Here is a 24,098-nt window from a genome sequence, read left to right on the forward strand (position 1 = left end):
GAACTAAGTCGCTGCGCGACGGCCTGCCAAGGCTGTGGCGCAGCGTTTCTTTTACTCAAAAAGCAGTAGATAGTGAAACTATGATGATGTATGTTTAAGTTACCACACAAAAACCGAACATTACCAGGACCACTACTACTGCCATGAAAAGCGTATCATTTATCATTACTTCATACAAGCACTTTCATTGGGAACGTCCGCCTCCATGGTTAGGGTAACTTTCAGATTACTACTTACTATGGAGGTTTTTATGTACGAAGAAATTCTAACAAAAATTGAAAAGGAATGCGAAATAAGAAACCTTTCGCCAAGAACGTGTTTTATCTATAAGTTTCATACTACCAAGTTCCTGGATTGGGTTGGAGATAAGCCTATTTCAGAGCTCTCTCTTTATGATGTCCGGAATTACATTCTGGAACGCAAGGATGACGGTGCAACACCCGGTTACTGCAATTCTATGTCTTCTGCGCTCTCATTCTTTTATAAACATCTGCTGCATATCCCGTGGGATCTTGATATCGTTCCCAGAATGAAGATTGATTGGACATTACCACAAACTCTTTCTTTGGAAGAAATTGAAAAACTAATAGACACTGCTGAAAACATCAGGAACAAAGCCATAATAGCTCTTGTCTATTCTTCAGGACTACGTGCAGGTGAAGTTGTCAGGCTTGCACCTGGCGATATTTACATGAGCACTATGCAGGTTCACGTACGCAACAGCAAAAATCGAGGAGATCATTGGACTATTCTTTCAGAAAGAACCTTAGATCTCTTGAAACAGTATTGGCGCTCCTATCCTGTACCGAGGGATTATCTTTTTGTTACGCTGAAGAATCCTCATAATCCGCTTCATGTCGGCGGTGTAGAGATCATGATGAAAAGAATAGGTAAAGAAGCTGGTATCAAGCTGCATCCCCACATGCTACGCCATTCCTTCGCCACCCATCTGATTGAGAATCATACTGACAGAGAGTATGTTCAGGCTATGCTCGGGCATAGATCTCCGAATTCTACTCAGGTTTATATCCATGTTTCAAACAAAGCCATCATGGGTGTTAAAAGTCCTTTAGATACTCCCAAGAAAAAGAAGCGCAAGAGAAAGAAAAAGGAAGACTGACATGGATAAAATAACTATTCAGGATGTTTTTGAACAGTTTCTTCCTACGATTGCTGACAGATCATTTTCTGATGAGCAGTTCAGGGCAATTCAGTGCATAAGGTCCTGTCGTACAGCAGCAATGGGTGCCCATGTGAGTGAATGCGAATCCTGTCATTCTAAATTTATTCACTATAATTCATGCAAGAACAGGCATTGTCCTATGTGCCAGGCAATGGAAGTCGATGAGTGGATAGACTTAAGACGTGAAGATGTGCTTGATGCGCCATATTTCCATACTGTATTTACTGTACCTGGACTTTTGTATCCATTAATCTATGCTAATCAGAAGCTTCTTTATGATGCCCTTTACCATGCAACTAATAAAACGCTGTCAGAACTTTCCAAGGATACCAAACACTTTGGAGCAAAGATAGGATATATCTGCATCCTTCATACATGGGGTTCCAAGCTTAATTACCATCCACATATTCATACGATAGTTTTGGGAGGAGGGCTTGATGATAAGAACCATTGGAAAGACAAAGGAAATAAATTCTTTCTACCGGTAAAAGTCATGTCTGCTGTTTTTAAAAAGTACTATCTGGAAGAGCTGAAATCCCTTCATGAATCCGATAAACTATCCTACACAGGAAATGCAGAAGCACTGAGGAATCAGTACGAATTCAAGAGTCTTCTTGATAAGCTTTACGCTATGGATTGGGTTGTCTATTCCAAGCAGACATTTAAAGGAGCCCAGGAAGTTTTTAAGTACCTTGGAAAATATACTCACAGGATTGCCATTAGTAACAGGCGTATTCTGAGCATGGATTCTGATAATGTAACCTTCAGCGCAAAGGACTATCGCACAGATGGTAAATACAGGCCAATGACAATCTCAGGAGAAAAGTTCATATCGCGATTTCTACTCCACATACTTCCTAAGGGATTTGTAAGGATACGCTACTATGGTCTCCTTGCCTGTAGGTGCAAATCTCAGAAAATGACTCTCTGCAGAAATCTTCTCGGATGTGAACAGTATTTATCTAAGCTCAGAGGAAAAACAACTGCTGAAAAGATCAAGATTCTTTACAACCATGACATTTGCAAATGTTCCAAATGTGGTGAGCCTCTCATCACTTTTCGTATAGATGGCAGATATATGCTTTGTTGAATAAGTGGATCTCATATCGATGGACAAGCCTTTTAACGAAGGCTTATTTTGCGTGGAATTAAGACTGTATTTGAGAATAACTGGTGTCTTAAAACAAGAAATAATGATAAGATTTGTTTAAATGGTGGCAGATTGAAATTCCACAGCCACCCGGACGCGACTTAGTTCACTCAGATGAAAATCGGTCTGAAGCCCAAACAAAAGGACAGATTTTGAATATATGAAGTCTGTTTTTTTGTTTGGTCTTACACCGATTGTTCACGTTCCGATATAACGCGCTAACACATTATCTCTACAAACTGGAATCTGTCTGTTCCAATGCCATCTCAATCTCTGCGAGTTCATCTGTAATCGCGTTGATCCTTCCGGTTTTCGTGAAGCCCATACGGCGATATAGCCTTTCCGCGTTAACATTGTTCTCAAGGATCCATAACGAAGGAGTATCCGGACATTGACCGACTGCAAACTGCAGCAATTCCGTTCCATATCCCATATTTTGTTTTTCCGGAAGGACATAAAGATCCTCGATCAGGTTTTCTGTCACCGAAACGACACCCACAGGAGCTTCATCCACAAGCGTAAAGAACCTGGTTCCTTTATCCATCTTATCGTGTATATACCTTAGCTGTCGTTCGGGTGAATGGATCTCTATGAATTCCGGAGTGCAAAAATCTCTGTGTGATTCTCTCCAGGATATGGAATGAATAATTGCCGCATCCATTATATTCTGTTCGTTTACAGGAATTATCATCATTGCCTCCGCAAGCTGCGATTTGCTTAACCGTTTATACTGAAAGTTATAAATCCAATCCAGCTTTATGCGCCTGGATATGCTGCAGCTTTCTTGGGATGTTATAAAGCTTCCCATCCTTAATCAGTTTAACTCCTGTCTGGTGATAATAAAATGAGATTCCGTTCTCTTTACACTGTACCCATACCTTCTCTACCCATTTATAATCGCAGACCCTTGCATTTGCTCCAGACTCGCCACCTACGGAAACCTCCTCGATGAGCGGTCGTCCATCGGAAGTCCTGTATTTTTCGATATATGAACTTAGATCCACCTCAGTCAGCATAGGTTCTATCATCACGGCATGATGATAAATCGGAAGATCCAGATAAACCGGAAGTCTCTTGTCCAGCATATCCTGATTCTCACAGGTAACGGCTATCGTAACATTCTCCCATCCGTTCCCCCATCCTGCTGGGAGATGAGCTGCAATACGCTCAGGTCTTTTAGTAATCATAAAGAATGTACAATCCGAACGCTCATGCATCATTTCCCAGGCATCTTTTCTCCATCCATCTGCATCGGGATGAAAGAAATCTGAAGAAAAGCATGTATAAATATGTGACCCGCATGGAACCTTATACATGCCCTTATACTGTCCTGACCTTAGTTTTCGGATTGGGAGGTTAAAGTTATCTGTCTTATGAAGAACTGTAGGGTCCTTCCCTATGGATTCATCTCTTCGGTAAACATAACAATTTAGGCACCCTGTACTCGCTCTGGTGCATCCATGCCACAGATTCCAGTTTAGAGCGAGCGGAGTCCGTGGATCATTGTACTTTTCCTCAAAAAATGATAATTGCTCCATTATGAAAGCCTTCCAGTTAAATATGAATCCCTCTCCACTATCCCAAAGTCACAGCCCAAATGCAAAGATTGCAACAATGTAGAATCCAACGATACTTGCCGTAGCAAGCAGATCCAAAACACCTAGGATACGGACGGTTTTATCCCCTCCCGCAAGCTTGCGGCCAGCAAAAAAGAATACAAATCCTAAAAATCCAAGAAATGTAGTTATGTTAATTACTGTCCTGATCACCGCGGAATCAAAGTGTGATACCATCAGAAAAATTGCTATTACTGCAGAAACTGCCGGTATTACACCGGCTATAATTGCTATTGTCTTTTTCATCGTAACTATTCCTTCTTTCACTCCGCAGGCCAAACATCTCCTATATTAAGCCCTCTATCCGTAAGCCATGCATCTTCTACAGATACAAACTTTGTTTGACCCTCTTCATTTTCAAGAGTTACGGAAACCTTTGGCCTTTCTCCGGGTGCGAGCTCCTCGCATCCAAAGTCTCCATCAAATATCTGCTTTATCTTCCACATGAACCCTTCCTCACGATCAGCATATTCCAGTAAAACAATCACAGTCATTAAACTTACTAAATACCTTCAGCGTTCTTTGGAGTGCTGCATCCAGCTTTTTTGTTTTCCGAATTCCCTGCTCCCACCATAGTCCTTTAACACAAAGTATCTTATTCTTCCTATCTGGGATAGCCTCTATTCTTCCAACGAACTGTTCTCCAAAGAGAATAGGCAGCGTGTAATACCCATATTTACGCTTTACTGCCGGTGTATATATTTCCCAGGAGTACTGGTAATCCCACAGAGCAAGTATCAGTGCCTTATCCCACATCAGAGGATCAAGTGGTGCTAAAAATGACATCCTGGGCTTTATGTCTGCACTTCCTTCGAGTACTTGTCTCATTAGAGAGTCGTCAGAAGAAAGATAGTAGAATGCAGTTTTTAGCCCTTCAACCATGACCGGACAGATCTTACCTTCATTCGTAAGTCTTAACAATATCTTTTTTCTCGTTTCAGCATTTATGTTAATTCCAAGAAGCGCTGTACTGTTCTTGTCCCAAAGAAGCCCTATCGCACCGATTCTCCTAAGCACCCTCCAGCAGATAAAACTCTCCTCGTCTTTACAAGGATTCTCGGCTTCCAAAATTGATGTAGGCAGATATTTTTTCGTAAGATCATAGAACTTACGACTTCCCTTTTTATGATGAATAATAAGTTCCCCATCTGTATATAGCTGCTCAAGAACAGATCTTGCTGCAGCAGATTTCTTATCCCAGTCACCGCTCCAGTGCATGGATAAAGCATGAAGTCTTTTTTCCCCAGTTTCTTTTCTCTGGCGAGCCCCTTAATCATCTTAGGTAAAGCTGTCTTTAATTCTCTAAGTTGTCTTTGCTGCTCTCTAGTCATTGCAACTTCCTTATTCCATGTGCTGCCTGCTGGCAAATCCCTCTTTCTTTAAATCCGACTCAAGATAATCAAAGCTTTCCGGAACAATCTTTATAAGGTTCATCGGCATTGGAAGTTTTCTCATTGCTTCAACCGGAATCTTTTTCATCTCCATGATTTTTATGTACTCATCACTAAATGGCTCAATCATACTGGCAGTTCCCATTACCTGAAGGCTCTTTAGCTCATGAAATCCTCCATAAGGTTCATAGATAGCAAATGCCACATGGTTATTATCCTTAAGTGCCTTGAATTTCAGACCGCCCTCCGAAAAAAGGTAAAAGCTTCCATCAATGTAGTTGTATTCTATTGGTGTGCATCTGACAAAATCACCTGATGCTGTAGCAAGCGCACAAGTATTATGTGCCTTTATGAATTCATCAATCTTATTCTTTAGATCCCTCTTTTCCATATGGACAGATTCCTTATCCTTATTGATCCATACAGCTGCCGCCTGATCATAGTCCATTTCCCACATTTTTATGTTCCACCTCTCTATACCTATATTTAAATCTGACGTAGTCCAGTCGGATACGGGGTCCGTAACCGTCTAAAGAACAGACGCTAACGGTCCCCAGCTCCTATTTTGTTAAAAATTCAAATATCCCCATTGTTATCGCTTCTGTCATAAGCGGTACCATCCCAAACAGATATCCTGTCATAGGCTTAACCCTGTAATATTGCAAATAGAAAAACAGACTAAGTATATATCTTAATCTAATCTTCTTCATGTTTTTACTTCCTGTTATCTTTGCTTTCTTAAGTGTCTTCTCTTTCTAAAACACTCCTGACACATATTAAATTTATAAGACCACTTGAGCTTCTTTCCGCAGTATGGACAGGCTCTTAAATTAAGTTCCTGTTTATCAAGGATCTTAAATATCTTCTCAGATATAAGAAGCTTTCCATCAAGTATTTTCCCAAGATCACCCTGACTGCCAAATATCCTTGTAAATGAATATAGAAAATCATACACCGCACTTGCTGTTTCAAGCAAAAGAAGTGCATTCTTATCATCTTCATCCACAGTTTCAGCGGAGTACTGCGCCATTGTCCTGTCTATGTTCGGGTATCCCCCACTTACAAGAATGCCGTAGTAATCAAGGTAAACTCCGAATGTATCCTTATTCCCATCATCTATCGGAATCCTTATGAATTTCCTTATAAGCTGTCTGCTATCTCTTATCTTTTCAAGAGCTCTTGCGACTGTTATCTTCTCTGAGATATCTCCCTTGTTGTAGTACTTTTCAGCAGGTATCTTGTTCCATGTCTCAAGTATCTCAGATACCCTCCCGTCTTTATGGAGGAAATCCTCCGGAATGTTTATCATAACCTGCCTTAGGGGAACGAGCCTGCAAAACAATAGTCCTTCTATGGTCTCATAGTCGTAGTAAGAGGTTACATATCCTGTATCATAGATGCCGTATCTTCCGGCTCTTCCGGCTATCTGCTTTACTTCAGCGGAGTTTAGTGGTCTTTCATCAACTCCGTCAAACTTTATAGTCTGAAGGAGAACTATCCGTCTAATAGGAAGGTCCATTCCCATGCCAATGGCATCAGTTGCAACAACAACTTCCGTTTCACCCTCAGCAAACTTCTTTGCTTCCCTGTGCCTTACGTCATATGGAAGAGAGCCGTAAATGATGCTACATTTTATTTCATGCTGCTGGAGCTCAGCCGCAACGCTGTGCACATCTTTTCTTGAAAACACAATAAGGGCATCGCCCCTTTGTACATCTTTAGGGAAATTGAACTCCTTCGCGGTTTCGTCCATTACAAGCGGCGTTTTTCTTTCATGATGCTGCACTTCATATGTGTCCCCGCAGGACTCTATCATTCTGATAAGAAGGTCTGTGGCGTCAGCAGATGCGCATACGTGTACCTTCTTTGCCATTACTCCCAAAATGGCAGACGTCCAGTAGCCGCCTCTTTGCCTGTCAGCAGCCATCTGTGCCTCGTCTATAACTGCCATTTCCCACTCTTCTTCAAGGTCAAGCATCTCTATTGTCGATGACTGGTGGAAGGACCCCGGCATAAGAATCCGCTCTTCTCCTGTGATCATGGAGCAGGGAACACCTTCCCTGTTCATCCTCTCATACTGCTCGTATGCCAAAAGGCGAAGAGGTGCTAAATATATTCCATTCTCTGCGTTTTTTAAGTCCTCCATGGCCTGATAGGTTTTCCCCGAATTTGTAGGACCTATATGAAGGATAAAATGCCTGTCCATCTGCCTTGCAAGAGGAAACAGTTTTGTATAGTCATCAGGTGTAGAACTCTCGATATTCTCAAAAAGAAGCTTCTTTGCCTCCATTATCTTCTGATAACGCCTTGCTGCTCTCTGATAGCGGGGATTCTTCATCACCTGCTCAAATACCACATGCTCCGTTGCATTATCCTTAATGAAAGCTATGATATACTTCATATGCTTTGATTCACGAAGATACTTCATAATAGCTTTAGATACTGCCTTTTTCTTACCGGATGTAATGAATTCCAAAATCTCTGTATCATTACATTCCCAGAGGGCATCCACTATCACATGCCCCATCTCAGGCATTATCTGAGTAAGATATACTCCATTTACTTTTCTTTGGAAATTATTACAGAATTTCTCTACATCAGAACCTGACAACTCCTGCTTTTCATTTTTCCCGTACGCATTTCTCGAATTTACATAGATTCTCTCGGTCCTTAAGATATTAAGGAGCTCGCTATAAACTGCAAATGGCACAGTAAGATGATCCGTATTAAAAAATGCCTCAAAAGCTTCGGTGGGAAAACTCTCACAAACCTCCCTAAACTCTGCATTGAAACTCTTTCTTTTTGCCCGATAATGGTTTGTACGTCTTTTCTTCATTCAAATCCTCGTCCGCATTAACATATCTATTTTAGCATTTCTGCTGGTGCATGCTTCTGAACCATTCTTGTCAGCATAAGAAGCATGTATTTTGCATCCCTCTCTGACATGTCCTCTATCAGCTTATAAAGTTTTTCATCATTCTTTTCCATGAGAATGCTTGTAAATAGCTCAGATCTGTTCATAATAACCCCCATTTCCATTTTCCCTTAACTAATTATAAATGGTATGATGTTTGTAGAAAACCTTATGTCCTTTGTTTCGTACAGGAAGCTGATACCATGAAAATTGCAATCTTTATTTTTCTAATTGCATAAAACATATATATTTAGGAGATTTCACAAATGGGAATATGTAATAAATGTGGTCAATATGTTAAAGATTCAGCCATAAGATGTAAAAATTATTATTCACCACATGTTCCAGAATTAGAAAAAAGCTTTATGACAACAACAACGAGTAATTGATAGTTAATGTAAAGAATCGGCTGCCAAAACCATTGGCAGCCGATTTATTATTTCTTAGATTTCCGGGGTTATAGTGAATCCTCAATTTCTTTGATTTCCGGAATTATAGTGAATCTTCTATTTCTTTGATTTCCGGGATTATATCGTAGTCATCCTTAATTGTTATAACTGCATATGTGGCCTTGTCGCCAGTGACCTGGGGATAGCAGATGCTTCCCGGGTTTACGAGAGTGATTTTTTCTTCTTTGTCCACAACTATCTCTGCATAGTGGCTGTGTCCGAAGAGGACAAGGTCGGCGTGCCTTGATTTGGCAGCTTCCTTTAGGGTCTTGAGGTTTTCCTCATATTTGACATTATAGGCGTTGCCATGTGTTGCCCAAACGCTTAAGAATCCCGCCTTGAATTCTTCATCAAGAGGAAGGCTGTTTCCATAGTCACAGTTGCCACGCACAATTTTAACTTCATATGGTGGATTTTCTCCGGTTATGGATGTGATGGGCTCCTGGATATCGCCGCAATGAACAAGGATATCAAAGGGAGCTTCCTTTTCGATAGCCTTTTTCGCAAATCCCGGGTATCCATGTGAATCTGATATTACAAGAAGTTTTACGTTCATAGTTATATCTCCGGTCTGTTTTCTTCTATAGGTATTAGTATGAAAATAGATTTGTAGAATTAATTATCATCTATCAATCCTTAATTTTAGTTGCCAATTCATCTAGGATATTTCCTCGACAGATTATGTACTCGCTTGGTGCAAAATTAAATATCAATATTATGCCTTCTGATTGCCTAAGTTTTCTTCAATTTCCTTTATTGTAGGCAATGAACTCCTGTATCCTTCAGGTATAAATTTTGTAATGTCATACTCTGAGATTCCCATGGGCTGACTGCTTGCTTCGAGCGCATACTGGGCTTTAACATTATCCTTTGATTTGCATATTATAAGTCCTAATGTTGGAGCATCATTTTCGCCTTTAAGCTCTTTTTCATCATATTTTTCTCTTATGGTCAAAAAGTCGAAACTATACGGATCTTTTGTAATTGCCTGTGCTAAATCACTTTCTGTAGCAGGTAATGTCTGTTGGAAGTTTGTTATAGCTTTCCCTTGTCTTTCATACAAATCTGTATCGAGAAAATTAAGCAGCACCGCCCTCGACCAGTTATTTTCAAGAGTCTTTGCCACATAAAACATTGCCTTATTTATATCGCCTCTACACTTATCGATAATTACTCTGTTGTGCCCCCAAGGAATGCTGAAAATCCCGGAATCACGCAAGTCCACAAGTTGTGGACTGCTTGTATTCACGGAGTCCTCAGCTTGTGGACTCGTATACATTTCATAAAAATACTGCATATACTTAAGATTTGTAGTGGAAAAGGACTTTACATCTGGAAACATATCTACCAAGTCCTTGCTTAGTGTTTTATAAAAACTTATTCCACCAAAACTATCCTGCTTCCAAATAGAAATTTGACTCCCAAGCCAGAAATAAAAAGCGAGCATTTCATTATTTACCTTCATTGATGCTTTAATTTGGCTCTGTCTGAATCTACTTCCTATTTCTTTGAGAAGTTCTTTATACTCTGATAGCTTGTCGTTTTTGTAAGAAGCTCTGTTATTTCACTCACTATTATCTGTTCTCCTTAATCTTTTCAAACAACTGCACCTCCCTTGAGATGTAGTAATTATCTCATTTTTGATGGGTTATAAACTTCTCACCTAAACATTTTCATTTTTATTTTCATACTAACATCTTTCTATAGTATCTATAGTGCACTCTCATAGAATCATGTGTAACAATGCTATTATACACTATCTTTAATATTAAAAAGGTCTTTTCCAACGGGCTTTAGACGCTCTTTACCCAAGAAATGATCATTCAAATTCGTGGAAAAATAACCCGATCTGTTTCAGTTACTTCAGATGCATTCAATAATCTGATGGATGCTGTTACCACTGTGCTTGCATGCTGTCTCCGCTGATGCAATAAAACACTTTGTCGATGATAGCCTAAAGACTATAAATATTAACCCAGTCTTGTCTGAAAGGCAGACAAAAGCGGCATGTTTTTTGGAAAATAAGCAATGTCATTTAATGAATACTATTGGCAACATATCAAATAAAGGTCAAATAAATGAAACAGCAACAAATACGTTCATTTGGAACCATCTTGTTGCTGTTTTTCTTCATGTAAGCACTTCATTTTTAGCTTCAAAAAATGAAATGGCAACAATAAAATCATTTTGAGATTTTTTGTTGCTCAAGAAGCAATAATTAAAGAAGCTTTTTCTTAGTTTGTTGTCACTGAACAAAATGTAGAATTCTTAGTAGCAACAATTCACTTTAGTATGAAGCTATTTGTTGCCAACAGCGCTAAAAAGGGGAATCAGAAATCAATCTAATCCTCAAAGTTGGCAACAAGCTACTCTGAAAAATGAATTTTGTTGCCAAAAGGACATTTTCGGAACTAAAGAGACTGTTTGGCCCCTGTTTGAAAGGTGCTTGTTAAAGGAATTGATGCTTGGAGCAGCGCTTTTGCCTGCTTATATTTGTGAAATCAAAATTTGCAGCAGCAATTTGAAACTCTCTTTAAAGTTTGATTATAAGATTTGATGTCTGTAATTCCATCAGACAAAGAGCTTTCCTCCATGTCTGTGAAAGCATTTGAAGCCCTCTCTACTCTAAAGCTATAGATTCATCATCCTCTTCTACACACTTCTTTTCCCTGTGATTTCTGATGCTTTCCTTGATCTTGCTCTTTACGTGCTTTTTTGCCTTCTTTTTGATGATATGGATAACTATCCCTATGATCACAGGCAAAAGAACTATAGCGGCGGCCTTGATTCCAAGCTTTATCTTAAGCCACATGAGTTCTTTCTTTTTCTTTTCGATGGCTTTGCTGATTCTTCCCATAAACACCTCCATCTGCGTGATACGCTATTCTCTCTTATATCTTTTATAAATCCTCCAATAGGCAAAAGGCAACACAGGCACACAGAGAATGCATGTTATGAGCATTACCATCCCTGCCAGTTTCATGTTCGAGAATGCCATAAACGTACTAATCCACATGAACAAAGAAAAAACGATCCACATTATGCCATTAGCTCTGTTATACGCTTTTATGTCAGCTATCTCATCTTCAGCAACTGTCTGTCCTGACCAGAACCACATTGGTTTCTGCCTTCTCCAGGCAAAGATTCCAAGTCCTGTAAGTAATGCGCTTACAGGAATCATTACTACCAGCCAAATAATTAGTGCTCCCATTGCTCCTCCAACAATATTAGTTCAACGAAAAAAATCCCTTACCGCCTTAGCCGCAATAATGTGATCCTCCTCCATATGTCCCGTAAATCCATGAATCAGAATACAGAGCGGTCCTTTTCCTTCTCCCACCCTGTCAAGCTTCACATGAAGGCGAATGCCATCACTGTCAATATAAAACTCTTCCACTTCATCCTCCCGTTTCTATCAATTATACTACCGGTCCGCAGACCCCTGCAGAAATTATGCCAATTACCAGTAAAAGCGCAAGCATCCATAGTATCGTCTTTTTTATCCCCTGGACTTTAATCCTGAAAAATGGATATGGACCTTCAACACGCTCCTTATAGTTCAAAAACACCATTAGAATCCCGTAAAACAGCGTCACTGCCACAGGTAGCCACACCCATGAAAATGCTGCCTTAATCTCGATAAAGAGATACGAAATCGTAGATATAATAGGGATCAGCAGATGGTGGTAAAGTCCACTTCCGGAAAAAAGAAGTTCCTTGGCCTTTCCGGACATAGGAACAAGTATGCAGGCCGTAACAAAGAAGGTCATTACAAGCATGCATACGCTCAGATACCTTAGAACAACAATAACCCCCTTATCTCCGAATATCACTAACAGCGCAGACGCAACAAGCGTCATCATATTTGAGATCTGGGTATAGAACACAAGGCTTTTCTTAAATGATATTGCCTTAAGTGTGATTAACAGGCTGACAATTTCCAATACGACAATTACGAGATTAACAGCTCTGGCCATAATATTCTCTCCATTATCACTTTGAGTTAAACTCCCTGATCTTCTCAGTAAATATTATAGCCCTTTTTCTCATAATTAAAAAATCCACAATTACCGACACAATGTAGGCGCCCAGTACGATGCCCACAAATATGAGCCAGGAGCTAAGGCTCCCTGCGGTACTGAATATCCCCATGTAGTAAAACATTGCGATCTCAACAGGAATAAACATTAAATAAAAAAGTGTCAGAGAGAAAATGAATCCCTTTTTCTGAGACCATCCGGTCTTAAAGCTCACAACAAAGGAGACAACCGCCCAAAGCCCCAGAAGAAAGAGCTTAACAAGATACACTGCGGATATTGCGCCGCTTCCCACTGTCAATGAGGCTATGACCGTGCATATCACCAGCCAGGAAAACACAAGCGCTATCCCGTTTCGCACATATATCAATAATTCTTTAATATTTCCCATCTCAACCACCTATTCCCAAAAGACTCTTAAGTTCCGATCCATAGCGCCTTGAAATCACCACTATCTCGCCATTTTCAAGGGTGGCGAGAATATTTCTGGTTATCTCAGGCTTTAGTTTCACCACCTTGTTCAAATTGAGAATCACCGACTTTGAACACCTGAAAAAGTTTCTGCCATCCAGCAAGGCTTCCAGCTCGTAAAGCCTTTTATCTGTGCTTAGAACCTTCTCCTTTGTGTATATGAAGGTCTTTTTATCTACTGATTCAATGAAAAAAATATCATCCAACGCAACAAGGCAAATCTCTCCCTCGTCTAACGCGGCTATTCCGGCCCTGTAATTGTCGATATGGCTCTTCAGCCTAGAAACCTCCGCAGTAACTTCCTTGCAGTGGATTTCAACCTTTACTGATTCATCTGTGCGGTCTTTTACGATCTCTGCTTTCAACTACTCTGTGATTCCTTTCGCAATTCGATAAAAAGAAGTATGGTCAACACTACTTCCATGATGACCATAAAGGCTGCGGCAACGGCATTTCCAAAGCTCATCGCCAGAATAAGGGCACCTATGGTTTCGGTGATGGATACAAAAGTGTATCCGCGACTGTTGTACACCCATCCAAAAGGTAGAAGATGTGCGCCAAATACCATAGCGTACAGCATCATCATTGCATCAGGCTTCTGACTGAAGGCCCACATAACGATGAGAATATACAACATCTGATTCATCGTGCATAAAAAACCCATTTTGTTTATTGGGTTATCTGTCTTTTTAAAAATATCCGCTTTTACGATTTTGGAAAAAAAGAATGCCAGAGGCATCAGAAGGCATGAACACATGAAAGTCATCATGTTTGTTGCTTTTATTCCCCTGTCCCCAAATTGTAAAAGAAAAATGATCATCCATATCACTACGGAAGCCATGATAAAAGGAAGCCCCTTTTTTTGCGTCATTATAGCGTCTTTCTTTAATGCATCCATCTGTAAATCCTCCTGTGATCTGCTTTATGGACACATCATAACGTCATAAAAAACTCCCCTCAATAATTCTAGCACTAAGCGGTACAAAATGGGCTACTATGTTGCCATAAGAAAAGCGAATAATGGTCCATTTCAATCAATCACATCATTCTGAAATCTTGATAAATGTTCGAAGGGCAAAATCAGTCTTCCTCTGTATAATCCGCATCCATCATTTATCAGGCTGTTATTGATCGCGCCAAACATATTGACGTCAACTTTCGAAAGCTCCAGTTGCTGCAAAAGCATTCCTCTTTCATAAGCCTCGTCAAAATAAATGCATTCTCCCTGCGGGATTTTATCTCTTCTTGCCCGCTCTTCCTGTTGCCTCTTCTCATATCCAAGATGATTGGCCGGACCTATCTCCGCGTTGTCATCCATATCCTTCGTCCTTAACTGCACTTCAACATAGCTTCTGGTCTCATTATCATACAAGGTTATGTGCAGCGACTGATACCCATATGCACTCGGGTTTACAATATAGTCACGAAAATACGGTCTTACTGATTCGCTGAGTCTCTCAGAAAATGCCTGCTCTTTTACGGCTGATATCTCGGGACTAAAGCCTCTCCTTTCCAAAAAATCAGGCAACATATCCGCTACTTCATAGAGATATTTAAGTTCTGTTTCCTCCCTCGATACGCCTTCTTCTATATGACATTTGGGCATTGAGAGAACAATCCTGTATGCTATCAGGTCGCGAAAATGCTCTATTTTACCCTTTATCTGGGCTGCTTCTGGGAAATTTCCGTTCTCTTTATAGTAGTCGTAGATTGTCTCAACTATATACGCATTAAACTTCTCCTCTGCCCTGATCAGAGATTTGATCCTTCCCTTAAAAGAAAACGCCAAAAACGGATATTGTTCTGTCATATATTTATATAGCTCGCGAATTCTCTGGGACTGTGACGTAAGGAATTCATTATGCACCAGCAGCTCTTCGATCCTTAGGAGAAAATTGCTGTGAAGCATATCTACTTTATTTCCGGTTTCTATTGATGACTCTTTCAGATCTCTTGAATACATCTGTATTATCTTTAATACAGTATCCCCATTGTACAAATAATCATTTAGTGTTATCATCCCCAATTACCCTCAAAAAAAGACAAAGACGCACTAAAAAAGTGCACCTTTGCCTCACATACTAATTTGTCACGATTTATAAATCTTTTACTACGCGGATCATTAGATCTCGACTTCTTAGGAGTTTTTCTCCTCTTCCATCTTTTTAATTAACTTATCTATCTCTTCCTGAGAAAGCAGTGTCATATCATTTGTATCAGCCATTGTTCCCTCCATTCTTTGTAGGCTATTTATATCATGTCACTTCCACAAAGTCATTAATAATATCATCTGTATTCATATATTCCATGAAAGCAACAAAACATATATTCTATAGCCTGATTTTTCATGAATAATTCCATATTGCGTGGATTTTAGTTTCATGAAGGATATGAAGGTCTTGAAATATTCCCTGCTCTTTACCCGAAAATAATGTATTTATCTGTTTGAAGGGCAAGCAATATATCTTCTAACGTGTATTCCGAAAAACATTAAAATTCTATAGATCATGATTATTACCTCCGTTTTTTCCTCTGGTTGTTTTCTCTTGATGAGGTAATGTTATCAATATCTATATCACACAACTATCACAGTGTCCTGTAATTAGTTTGATGCTGATGATGAGGATGAGGCAGAAGAACTTGACGCATTTTCCCTATCCTTAATCATGTGCTGAAGAGTGATAAGAATCGCAACTACAATCTTCTCATACTCAGGTCTGTAAATGTCTATGCAGTATTTATCATGGATTGAAAGCATCTTTTGAGCTATTACTGCAACGATCTGGCCATTCTCATCATACAATTCAAAATTCAGCCCCAGAATGTTACCTTGAAGCTGCCAGCCGAGTCCCTCAATATTCGTGATATCCTTTACTATATGAAGAATCTCGTTTGAGATCTGGAAAGCAGTTCCGTCTGACATCGTGACTAAATGCCTTTCGTGAAGAGAAATGAGTTTCCTTTCTATGTGCGCAATGCTGGCACCTGACGCATCCAATATATCTGTTTTGTCATGAAGAGAAGGAAATTTCGTCTCCGCATGATATAATACATTCTCATTAGAATCTGTTATGTCGATCTTATGATGAAGCGTGAATACCTTTGAAGTTGTAAAAAGTGATTTTGCCGGCTGTCCAAAGCGCTCTACATTGTTAACATTAGCTTCTTCTCCGGCCTCTCTGAATCTGTGTACTGTTGAAAATACCCCCATGCTCTTTCCATCCTTTCTTTTTTCATATTTTAAAGTTAATGTGCGTTTTTTGTTCAACAAGAAATCTGGAGGAATTTCTCATTTAAACAAAAAAATAGTTTCCCCCTATTAGATTTTAGTATATGGCATCATTAAGCATATTTGAAGCACTTTCTTAGCAAAATACACGTTTTAACATAAGAAAATACCGCAGGTTGACATACTTTAACAAACAGTGTAGTATAGCCAAGGTTATTTACTTATATTTATGAAACTCGACAGTTCGTTTGCACCATCCTGTCGTTAAACAAAACCAGGGCTGATTAGAAATTTTATGCATTCTAATTGCTCTGCGTATTTATTCGCAGAGCATTTTTTATTTCACCGGCAATTCCCCCTGAAATACTTCTGCAATTAAATGTTTCTAACCGCTCTGAGCAATATAAAGAGAGGTTTTTTGACAATGAATTTATTTTTAGGAATTTTTGAATTAATCATCTGCTTTTCCGGAGTGGTTATAATGGATAAGCTTTTTGGCAAGTGGGGCTTGTACACCTGGATGGCTCTCGCAGTTGTATTTGCCAATATCCAGATTACAAAGCAGGTTGATATTGCAGGAATATCAACAGCACTTGGAAATGTCATGTTTGCATCTACTTATCTCGCAACCGACATCTTAAATGAGAAATACAGCGCCAAGGCCAGTAAGAACGCGGTAAAAATCGCAGCCGGTGCACTTGTTGCCTACATCATTTTTGCTCAGTTTACGCTCGGCTTCATTCCAAATTCATATGACGTTGTTGATCCCGGCATGAAAAACATTTTTGCAATGTCCATAAGAATCACAGCTGCATCTGGTCTGATGTTTTTATTATCCAACTGGTGCGATGTTATCATTTATCAGAAAATCAAGGAAAAGACAGGCGAAAAGCATATGTGGTTTAGAAATAACATCTCTACCATCATCTGCAACTGCGCTGAGAACTTTGCATTTTCAATTCTCGCATTCGTAGGCACATATCCTCTTCTCTACTGCCTTGAGATAGCTGTTGCGGGATCACTCATTGAGATGCTTATAGCTGTTTGTGATACTCCTTTCTTATATTTCGCAAAGAAACTTGGCCGCTCAGGAATCCTTATTGAGGATGATAATGAGACAGGTGAGAATGAGGAAGTCGATACAACAACAGAGGCTGCAGCATGATATACGATCTTATAAGATATCAGTTCGATGATAAAACTTCATTAAAAAGAGAAAATGTTTTATTGGTTTCTCTTGGCTGTTCATGGGGAAAATGCGCATTTTGCGACTATCAGGATGACAAGTCCTCATCAGTCCTTGCATGTGATGCTGTAAACAAGAAGGTCTTAGCTCAGGTAAGGGGCAAAGAGATTGGATGTACCTGCCTTGATGTTACGTGTTCAGCATCATACACCGAGCTTCCGTTTTCAACCATGAATTACATAAGAAATACCTGCGTAGAGAAGGGCATTAAAACAGTTATCCTTGAAGGTCATTATATTTATAGAGACTGTAATCCTTTTTATGTTGATTTCTTTGAATCACGCGGAATAGATGTCCTCTTTAGATGTGGCGTAGAAACCTTTGATGAAAATATCAGAGAAAAGATTCTGAACAAGGGGCTTCCCAATGTTACTCCGCAGCAGATAGCTGAGCATTACCAGTGGATCAATCTGATGTTTGGTATGGAGGGACAAACCTTCTCACAGCTGAAGGCCGATTTAGAAATTGGCAGTAAGTTTTTCAAGCGAATAAATCTCAGCATATACACTACTGTTCCCGGTGGTCCTGCGCGCGACGAAGCCGCAATAAAGGATTTTTACAGTAGCGAGTTATATAAGGAACTATTGGCAAATCCAAACATTGATATTTTCGATGAATGGGATGAAGAAAACACCCATAACGTGGGACATGATAAATAGTAACATTCTGTTTTCACCAATATATAAAAGTGCAAAAAAAAGTGGTAGGCCTTAACGTAAAGACCTGCCACTTATTATTTTATCGTATTATTGAAATCCTCTTCTCATTTCCTCAAGCTTGTCCATACATGATCTGATAGTATGAAGCAATTCATCCGCCTTGATGGGCTTTCTAAGGAATGCAAGAGATCCATGCTTATACACTTCCATCTCGGTATCTTCCTGCTCATTAGCAGTCATGAAGATGGTAAAAATGCCTCGACCATAACGCTCATGAAGCTTATCCATCATCTCAAAGCCATTCATCTTAGGCATCATATAGTCTGCCAAAATAATATCCGGACGTTTCTGGTCATAAATCTCCAGAGCCGTCTCACCTGATTCTGCAGTGTAGACCCTGAATTCTTTGGAAAGAGTCCTCTCCAGCATCATACGGATCATATCATCATCATCAACAACCAGTATGGATTTTTCAAACATCATTTTTCCTCCATTATTTATGAAAAAGACAATAGCTGTTTAGAATGAGATTACTTACTATTTGGCAAAACATCCTCTTCTATAAACAATTATAACAAAGTACAAGGAAAAAAAGTGTAAAGAAACCATTAACAATGAATAGTAAAAAAATATACTTCAAGTCATTTGTGATAACACAGGCTGTATCTTGTTACCCCATTATCTGCTGTGACGGTATTATAAAGCTCACAACCAAGATGCTGATACATTTCAGCATAATCCTTCATATCCGTATCAAATAAAAGTGGTATGCCAAGCTCATCCGACATTTCCTTTGCAAATGTCACAAGTTCAGATGCGATCCCTCGCCCCTGGTATCCCTTATCAACACAGACCATAAGGGCATCAATGTGTCTCTGCTTTGCATACTTTTCGTTTGATCCTCCAATTTGCTTGGCAAAACTCACAAGGCTTTTTAGCCTGGAAAACCTGATCTTAATCAGCATTCTAAGCAGCATCTTTATCTGAGGAAGTTTATGCGCATTCCCGGAATCCTCCAATCCGATGAATCCGGTAAAATCCTCATTAGCATATAATTCGCCTGCCTCATAAACATAGTCCACGTACAATGCCATGTACTTCATCACATCTTCACGGCGCTGCGGGATCGGTCCCCAGTTATGAAACAGCTCATTGTTAACAAATGCTTCACCCACAAGCTGCCGGATTTTTTCAAGCTGCTCTTCCGATAAATTTTCAACTTTACATATCATTGTTACTCTCCCCGGTAAGGGCCGGCATCATATAGCTCGTAGTTCAAACTTTTTTCATAACACAGTAATCTGGAGTACGACCATAGCTGCTACACCGATAAACAAACTTGCCAGCATAGGTACATTCAGGACACTTCTTGCGTGTTCAAAAGTATCTGAGCCTTCAGCCCTCTTACCTCTAAATGCTGCCTTGAAGCTATCTAAATTACCCTGGTTCTTTGCAATAGCTCTCAGTAAAAGCCATACAAAAACTACACATACTAGTGAAATTATACTATAACTCCTGACTGCATTAAGCATCACAGCTTTATCGATTCTTATAGCCTCTGCAGCCTGTGAAACATCTACCCCCTGTTCCCTCATACTCAAAGCTGCAATTATCAATTGTACGACATTTATTATGTTGATCAGAAAATGCATTATAACTGATGTCCAAGTGCTTCCACTTGCCTGATTAGCCAGTGCAAATATAAAACCAAGCACAGCCGCATAGCAGAACTGGTTCAGATTAAGATGCATCATTCCAAATAAAATTGCGGAAACAATAGCTCCCTTTAATACTGAAGATCTGTCCTTTATTCCATTATAGAAAAATCCTCTGAATGTCGCTTCTTCAAATAGCGGTGCAATAACCGACGTTGCTATAATAGTCATAATGATTGAACCATCAATCATTTCGTTTGTAGTCTGCACAACAGTATTAGATACAAATAACTGCGAAATAAGATTTACACACATGAATATAGGTGTAACTACTATTGTCAAAAGAATCGTAAGTAGAATTGTAGTAAATTTAACCTTATGGAATCCCAGGCTTTCAGTAATACTCTCATTCTTCGATTTAATATAAATAATAACCGGGCCCATGATAAACAATTCACACAGGATAGTCATAAGCGTCATAGGAACCTTCACTCCCAAATTTTTCAGGAAAAATCCCCCCGCGCAAACAAGGATATTCCCCAAAAGCAATACCAGATATACTATTCCAATATTATTTAATTCTTTTTGTTGTTTCATTTTCGATTCTTCCTTTCTTTGCGGCAAACAACCTTTTCATATTCTGAAAATAGCACAATAAAAAAGCAGGGCATCTGATATGCACAGATAATACCCTGCTTTACACTGAATTATTATGATCTTTTAATCGCCTGTCTTAGGTTCAGTTGCTTTATGTCTGCTTTCTTACGGCAGCGGATTCTCCTTAATATACTGCTCAAGAATCTCAGCTGCATCTCCAATTATTTCCGCACAGGGGCGCTTTTTGTAATACTCATCGGTGCGCGCTTCCGGAACCGGAATATCATGGCGAACGCTAAGGCCCAGCATTTCGCGGCAGACTATTGATCCATGCTTTTCCTCAAATCTGCGCGCCAATTCCTGTATCCTTGCATAATGATCTGCTTTTACCTGTCCGGTCTCGGGGCCATCATATCCATATAAGAGGCCTGCAATCATGAACATTCCACTCACAGATCCGCATACCTCACGAAGTCTTCCCATTCCTCCGCCAAAAGATGAAGCCATCTTCGAAAGCGTAACCTTATCAATAGGAAGCATATCTTCAAATGCAAGTGTTATTGATTGGGAGCAGTTATATCCCTTCAAAAAGTTTTCCATGGCAGCTTCTCGCCTAGTCATACATATGTCTCCATTTTCCATAATTTATTGATATATAAAACCACCTTAGCCCGCGCTACTATACTGCATCGTGCTGTTTGTGCTTTCCATCACTTCATTTATCAGTCTTACTGCCTCAGCGACACCACCTTCGGACTTTATCTTTTCAGAGATAGCCTCTGCTTTTTCCTTTTTATCCTGATAGTCTCTATTCATCTCTTCAATGGCGCTGATAATTGATGCCTCGCTAAGATCCTTGGCCTTGATCGGCTTTGTAGAAACGCCTGCGTCACATAGCTGCGCAGCAAAACCCATCTGATCCAGAACATGTGGCACCGGTATCGATGGTATGCCATAAATCATGGTAGCTGCTGTCGTTCCAAAGCCACAGTGGTGTATAACGAATTTTCCCTGCTTAAAGAGCCAGCTATGCGGAACACTTCCGCATGCTATCATTGTTTCAGGCAGTTCATAATCTGCGATGGATTTCTGGAATCCCTGAATAATCGCTCTGCAGCCGGTCTTTTCAAAAGCATGAACAAACATCTCAAGCTTTTCTTTTTCTGCCTTGTCCTCGAAAGACATTGCTCCAAGCGCAAGAATCACAGGTTTTTCTCCGGCTTCAAGGAATCTGCTGATCTTCTCATCGGGAAAATATTCTGCTTCTTCATCATACCAATAGCCGGTCATCACGTTTATATCTTCCCAGTATGGATTTCTCTCCACGACGTATTTGCTTATCGGAATGAGGTTAAGCTTATCAGACATCAGAACACCGGCATCTTTTAGCGGTTTTTGGCCATATACTTTTCTTATCTTGTTATACGGCTTCGCAACCTGCCTTGCTATCATACCACCTATAAGCTTATCCTTGAAAGTCTTAGTTTTAAGCTTCTCGCCGACCATTTCTTTCTGAAGAGTCACATTTACAGTAGGTATTCCGAGAACGTCGGCCTCCACCGCGCCCATCTGACTGTGGCTGACTATAATAAGGTCCTTGCCCTTGCACACATTATAAATTTCATCTGTTGATTCTTGAATGATGCGAAAGACAAAGCTTGCTGTCTTTAGCAAACTAAGGACCGGATTAGATACTTTGCCCCTGATGATGGCTGCTTCCTTTTCAATATCAATGTCCGGGCCTATTGGCTCGAAACTAATTCCTTCGTCCTCAATGAGCTTTCGCCAACATGGATGTGAACCGAGTGTTACTTCATATCCATTTCTGATAAGTTCTTTAGACAAAAAGATATATGGCTGCACGTCCCCTCGCGTACCCATAGTAAACATTGCTACTTTTTTCATACTTCTTTCACCCAAATGTTTTTTTCTTATTATATATTACAATCTCCTGTTGCGGAAATAACAAACCGCGCAAAAAACAGACCGATCCTACACGGATTTCGGTCTGTTCTTCAGGACCACGTAAGTTCTCTCAAGCATGCCTATGTTAAGTACTGCAAATATAAGCAAATAGAATGGCATAATGCCTATTCCGATGTGCTGCTGCAGATGTCCGAATACCATGGGCATAAAGGTACTGCCAAAATAAGCCGAAGCCATCTGGAGTCCGATAGCTGCAGCACTGAATCTTTTTCCGAAATTCTCCGGAGCCATGTGCTGGATAGCAGGATACACAGGACCCATACCTGTTCCGATGATTACAAATCCGATAGCTGCCGGAAGCCAGTTTTTAATAGGCAGCATGACCATCAAAATTCCTACAAATTCAACTGCAATACCAATTCTGATAAGAAGTCTGTCTCCGAGCCTGTTTGATACAACGCCCGAGATAAGTCTGCCAAGCATAAGTCCTCCGAATATCAGTGAACCGAAGGATGCGATCATGCCATCTGTCAGGCCCTCTTTTACTCCCGCAAAATAACTGGATGTCCACAGGAAACATGTGGCTTCGCCTGAGCAGTATGCAAAGAATGCAATAAGCGTAAGTATAACTCCCGGAACCTTTAAGGTTTCTCTGATACCGGCACCGGCCTCTTCTTCACCTTCCTCCTCATTTTCATTCCTCTTCCAAAGAGGAAGTGAAATAATGCATACCAGAAGTATTGCCATCTGAATATAGGCAGTCCATCTATAGCCTTCGTTCCATCTTGCCCGGCTTAGAGCAAGCGCCATGATATTAGGGCTTATTACTGCTCCAACTCCGTAAAAGCAATGAAGGAAATTCATTACAGAGCCCGAGTAATTATTTGCCACATAGTGATTAACAGCTGCATCTATTGCTCCAGCTCCAAGGCCATATGGGATTACAAAAATGAACAACATCCAGTAAGAAGTTGAAATTGAGAATCCTATAAGCCCCATAACAGTCATGAAAACAGATACTATAACAATCCACTTCGTGTGAAAACGTCTTATCATCCTTGGACTTAAAAGTGCGGATATTATCGTCATAAATGAGATGGACATGGAAACATATCCCGCATAGGATGAGGGTACCCCAAAGACCACCTGCATGGTCGGCCAGCCGGATCCCAGAAGCGAATCCGGAAGTCCCAAGCTTATGAATATCAGGTAAATAACTGCAAGTAAAAGAGCAAACATATGATTTTGCCTCCAAAACTGTTTTAATTCATTCTTTAATCATAATCGGAGTAATCACTTGTTGCAAATTTACATTAAAATAAAATTGTAAGGTTACCCAATCGCCATCTCTGCAGCTTTTTCGCTGCTTCTCCGAGAATATCAGCTATTTTATCCCAGTTTTCCGTATTAAGACATTCATTTAATTCATCGAAGTCGACGCTGTACATGACGATCTTTGCAGAATGAAGTCCGCCAAGCTTTTTACTTATCTCCTCATTGATTATCTTATAGTAGGGAATTGTGCTCTCCCAGCTCATTCCTCCAATCAGTCCGATTGTTTTCATTTTTAACCCC

31 protein-coding genes are annotated in these 24,098 nt (G+C 40.0%); 4 read left to right on the forward strand and 27 right to left on the reverse strand.

The window, feature by feature from the left end; all coding sequences use genetic code 11:
- Positions 1–250: 250 nt before the first annotated feature.
- On the forward strand, positions 251–1,120 hold the full coding sequence (locus G586_RS23425) for a tyrosine-type recombinase/integrase (protein WP_022757610.1): 870 nt from the start codon (positions 251–253) through the stop codon (positions 1,118–1,120).
- Between the two features lies 1 nt (position 1,121).
- A complete protein-coding gene (locus tag G586_RS0115770) occupies positions 1,122–2,273 on the forward strand; it encodes an IS91 family transposase (RefSeq protein ID WP_022757609.1) in 1,152 nt (383 codons plus the stop codon).
- 292 nt (positions 2,274–2,565) lie between these two features.
- On the opposite strand, the gene G586_RS0115775 is transcribed toward G586_RS0115770, so the two are convergent.
- The 20 genes from G586_RS0115775 to G586_RS0115885 form a co-directional block, all read right to left on the reverse strand.
- Positions 2,566–3,024 (reverse strand): GNAT family N-acetyltransferase, encoded by a 459-nt coding sequence (locus G586_RS0115775; protein WP_026528501.1) that lies wholly within the window; start codon positions 3,022–3,024, stop codon positions 2,566–2,568.
- Between the two features lie 46 nt (positions 3,025–3,070).
- A complete protein-coding gene (locus tag G586_RS0115780; protein ID WP_051204848.1) occupies positions 3,071–3,871 on the reverse strand; it encodes a DUF5131 family protein in 801 nt (266 codons plus the stop codon).
- A 48-nt stretch (positions 3,872–3,919) separates the two neighbouring features.
- Positions 3,920–4,195: a hypothetical protein gene (locus tag G586_RS0115785; protein ID WP_139176497.1), complete on the reverse strand. Its 276-nt coding sequence runs from the start codon at positions 4,193–4,195 to the stop codon at positions 3,920–3,922.
- A 17-nt stretch (positions 4,196–4,212) separates the two neighbouring features.
- Positions 4,213–4,395, reverse strand: a complete 183-nt coding sequence (locus G586_RS0115790) for a hypothetical protein (RefSeq protein ID WP_026528504.1) — start codon at positions 4,393–4,395, stop codon at positions 4,213–4,215.
- Between the two features lie 16 nt (positions 4,396–4,411).
- Positions 4,412–5,167, reverse strand: coding sequence for a DNA glycosylase AlkZ-like family protein (locus tag G586_RS23430; protein ID WP_051204849.1), 756 nt, complete (start codon positions 5,165–5,167; stop codon positions 4,412–4,414).
- A 123-nt stretch (positions 5,168–5,290) separates the two neighbouring features.
- On the reverse strand, positions 5,291–5,797 hold the full coding sequence (locus G586_RS0115800) for a pyridoxamine 5'-phosphate oxidase family protein (protein WP_026528505.1): 507 nt from the start codon (positions 5,795–5,797) through the stop codon (positions 5,291–5,293).
- A 103-nt stretch (positions 5,798–5,900) separates the two neighbouring features.
- Complete coding sequence (locus tag G586_RS26295; protein WP_155834217.1) at positions 5,901–6,050, reverse strand: hypothetical protein; 150 nt, start codon at positions 6,048–6,050, stop codon at positions 5,901–5,903.
- 14 nt (positions 6,051–6,064) lie between these two features.
- On the reverse strand, positions 6,065–8,176 hold the full coding sequence (locus G586_RS23435) for a helicase-related protein (RefSeq protein WP_051204850.1): 2,112 nt from the start codon (positions 8,174–8,176) through the stop codon (positions 6,065–6,067).
- Between the two features lie 26 nt (positions 8,177–8,202).
- On the reverse strand, positions 8,203–8,361 hold the full coding sequence (locus tag G586_RS26300) for a hypothetical protein (protein WP_155834219.1): 159 nt from the start codon (positions 8,359–8,361) through the stop codon (positions 8,203–8,205).
- A gap of 385 nt (positions 8,362–8,746) precedes the next feature.
- Complete coding sequence (locus tag G586_RS0115820; RefSeq protein ID WP_026528506.1) at positions 8,747–9,259, reverse strand: YfcE family phosphodiesterase; 513 nt, start codon at positions 9,257–9,259, stop codon at positions 8,747–8,749.
- A 159-nt stretch (positions 9,260–9,418) separates the two neighbouring features.
- Positions 9,419–10,207, reverse strand: coding sequence for a PDDEXK nuclease domain-containing protein (locus G586_RS23440; protein WP_255346262.1), 789 nt, complete (start codon positions 10,205–10,207; stop codon positions 9,419–9,421).
- A 1,116-nt stretch (positions 10,208–11,323) separates the two neighbouring features.
- Positions 11,324–11,560, reverse strand: a complete 237-nt coding sequence (locus tag G586_RS0115840; protein WP_026528508.1) for a hypothetical protein — start codon at positions 11,558–11,560, stop codon at positions 11,324–11,326.
- A gap of 24 nt (positions 11,561–11,584) precedes the next feature.
- Positions 11,585–11,914, reverse strand: coding sequence for a hypothetical protein (locus G586_RS0115845; protein WP_026528509.1), 330 nt, complete (start codon positions 11,912–11,914; stop codon positions 11,585–11,587).
- A 21-nt stretch (positions 11,915–11,935) separates the two neighbouring features.
- Positions 11,936–12,100 (reverse strand): hypothetical protein, encoded by a 165-nt coding sequence (locus G586_RS26305; RefSeq protein WP_155834221.1) that lies wholly within the window; start codon positions 12,098–12,100, stop codon positions 11,936–11,938.
- Positions 12,101–12,122: 22 nt separating this feature from the next.
- Positions 12,123–12,680: a hypothetical protein gene (locus G586_RS0115855; protein WP_026528510.1), complete on the reverse strand. Its 558-nt coding sequence runs from the start codon at positions 12,678–12,680 to the stop codon at positions 12,123–12,125.
- 16 nt (positions 12,681–12,696) lie between these two features.
- On the reverse strand, positions 12,697–13,131 hold the full coding sequence (locus tag G586_RS0115860; RefSeq protein ID WP_026528511.1) for a hypothetical protein: 435 nt from the start codon (positions 13,129–13,131) through the stop codon (positions 12,697–12,699).
- Position 13,132: 1 nt separating this feature from the next.
- On the reverse strand, positions 13,133–13,576 hold the full coding sequence (locus tag G586_RS0115865) for a LytTR family DNA-binding domain-containing protein (RefSeq protein ID WP_035773446.1): 444 nt from the start codon (positions 13,574–13,576) through the stop codon (positions 13,133–13,135).
- A complete protein-coding gene (locus G586_RS0115870) occupies positions 13,573–14,109 on the reverse strand; it encodes a DUF7010 family protein (protein WP_026528513.1) in 537 nt (178 codons plus the stop codon). Before G586_RS0115870 ends, G586_RS0115865 begins: the two co-directional genes overlap by 4 nt.
- A 132-nt stretch (positions 14,110–14,241) precedes the next feature.
- On the reverse strand, positions 14,242–15,231 hold the full coding sequence (locus G586_RS0115875; RefSeq protein WP_026528514.1) for a guanosine polyphosphate pyrophosphohydrolase: 990 nt from the start codon (positions 15,229–15,231) through the stop codon (positions 14,242–14,244).
- Between the two features lie 582 nt (positions 15,232–15,813).
- Entirely contained in the window at positions 15,814–16,422 is a 609-nt protein-coding gene (locus G586_RS0115885) for an LURP-one-related/scramblase family protein (protein WP_026528515.1), read from the reverse strand.
- A gap of 442 nt (positions 16,423–16,864) precedes the next feature.
- Between G586_RS0115885 and G586_RS0115890 the strand changes: the two genes are divergently transcribed.
- Both G586_RS0115890 and G586_RS0115895 read left to right on the forward strand, forming a co-directional pair.
- Positions 16,865–17,605: a queuosine precursor transporter gene (locus G586_RS0115890; protein ID WP_026528516.1), complete on the forward strand. Its 741-nt coding sequence runs from the start codon at positions 16,865–16,867 to the stop codon at positions 17,603–17,605.
- Positions 17,602–18,345, forward strand: coding sequence for a hypothetical protein (locus tag G586_RS0115895; protein ID WP_026528517.1), 744 nt, complete (start codon positions 17,602–17,604; stop codon positions 18,343–18,345). The genes G586_RS0115890 and G586_RS0115895 overlap by 4 nt, the downstream gene beginning before the upstream one ends.
- An 87-nt stretch (positions 18,346–18,432) precedes the next feature.
- Here the strand turns inward: G586_RS0115895 and G586_RS0115900 are convergent, their stop codons facing one another.
- From G586_RS0115900 to G586_RS23450, 7 genes are all read right to left on the reverse strand, one after another.
- Positions 18,433–18,828 (reverse strand): response regulator, encoded by a 396-nt coding sequence (locus tag G586_RS0115900; RefSeq protein WP_081674418.1) that lies wholly within the window; start codon positions 18,826–18,828, stop codon positions 18,433–18,435.
- Positions 18,829–18,986: 158 nt separating this feature from the next.
- Positions 18,987–19,577: a GNAT family N-acetyltransferase gene (locus G586_RS0115905; protein WP_026528519.1), complete on the reverse strand. Its 591-nt coding sequence runs from the start codon at positions 19,575–19,577 to the stop codon at positions 18,987–18,989.
- Between the two features lie 54 nt (positions 19,578–19,631).
- On the reverse strand, positions 19,632–20,597 hold the full coding sequence (locus G586_RS0115910) for a CPBP family intramembrane glutamic endopeptidase (RefSeq protein ID WP_026528520.1): 966 nt from the start codon (positions 20,595–20,597) through the stop codon (positions 19,632–19,634).
- A gap of 165 nt (positions 20,598–20,762) precedes the next feature.
- Positions 20,763–21,218 carry a C-GCAxxG-C-C family protein gene (locus G586_RS0115915; protein ID WP_081674419.1) on the reverse strand — a complete coding sequence of 152 codons (456 nt, stop codon included), beginning with the start codon at positions 21,216–21,218 and terminating at the stop codon, positions 20,763–20,765.
- A 45-nt stretch (positions 21,219–21,263) separates the two neighbouring features.
- Entirely contained in the window at positions 21,264–22,502 is a 1,239-nt protein-coding gene (locus G586_RS0115920) for a glycosyltransferase (protein WP_081674421.1), read from the reverse strand.
- Positions 22,503–22,589: 87 nt separating this feature from the next.
- Positions 22,590–23,762, reverse strand: a complete 1,173-nt coding sequence (locus G586_RS0115925; protein ID WP_026528523.1) for an MFS transporter — start codon at positions 23,760–23,762, stop codon at positions 22,590–22,592.
- 74 nt (positions 23,763–23,836) lie between these two features.
- Positions 23,837–24,088, reverse strand: coding sequence for an aspartate/glutamate racemase family protein (locus G586_RS23450; protein WP_051204852.1), 252 nt, complete (start codon positions 24,086–24,088; stop codon positions 23,837–23,839).
- Between the last annotated feature and the right edge of the window lie 10 nt (positions 24,089–24,098).

The sequence above is a fragment of the Butyrivibrio sp. VCD2006 genome (assembly GCF_000423925.1).
Taxonomy (GTDB): Bacteria; Bacillota; Clostridia; order Lachnospirales; family Lachnospiraceae; genus Butyrivibrio.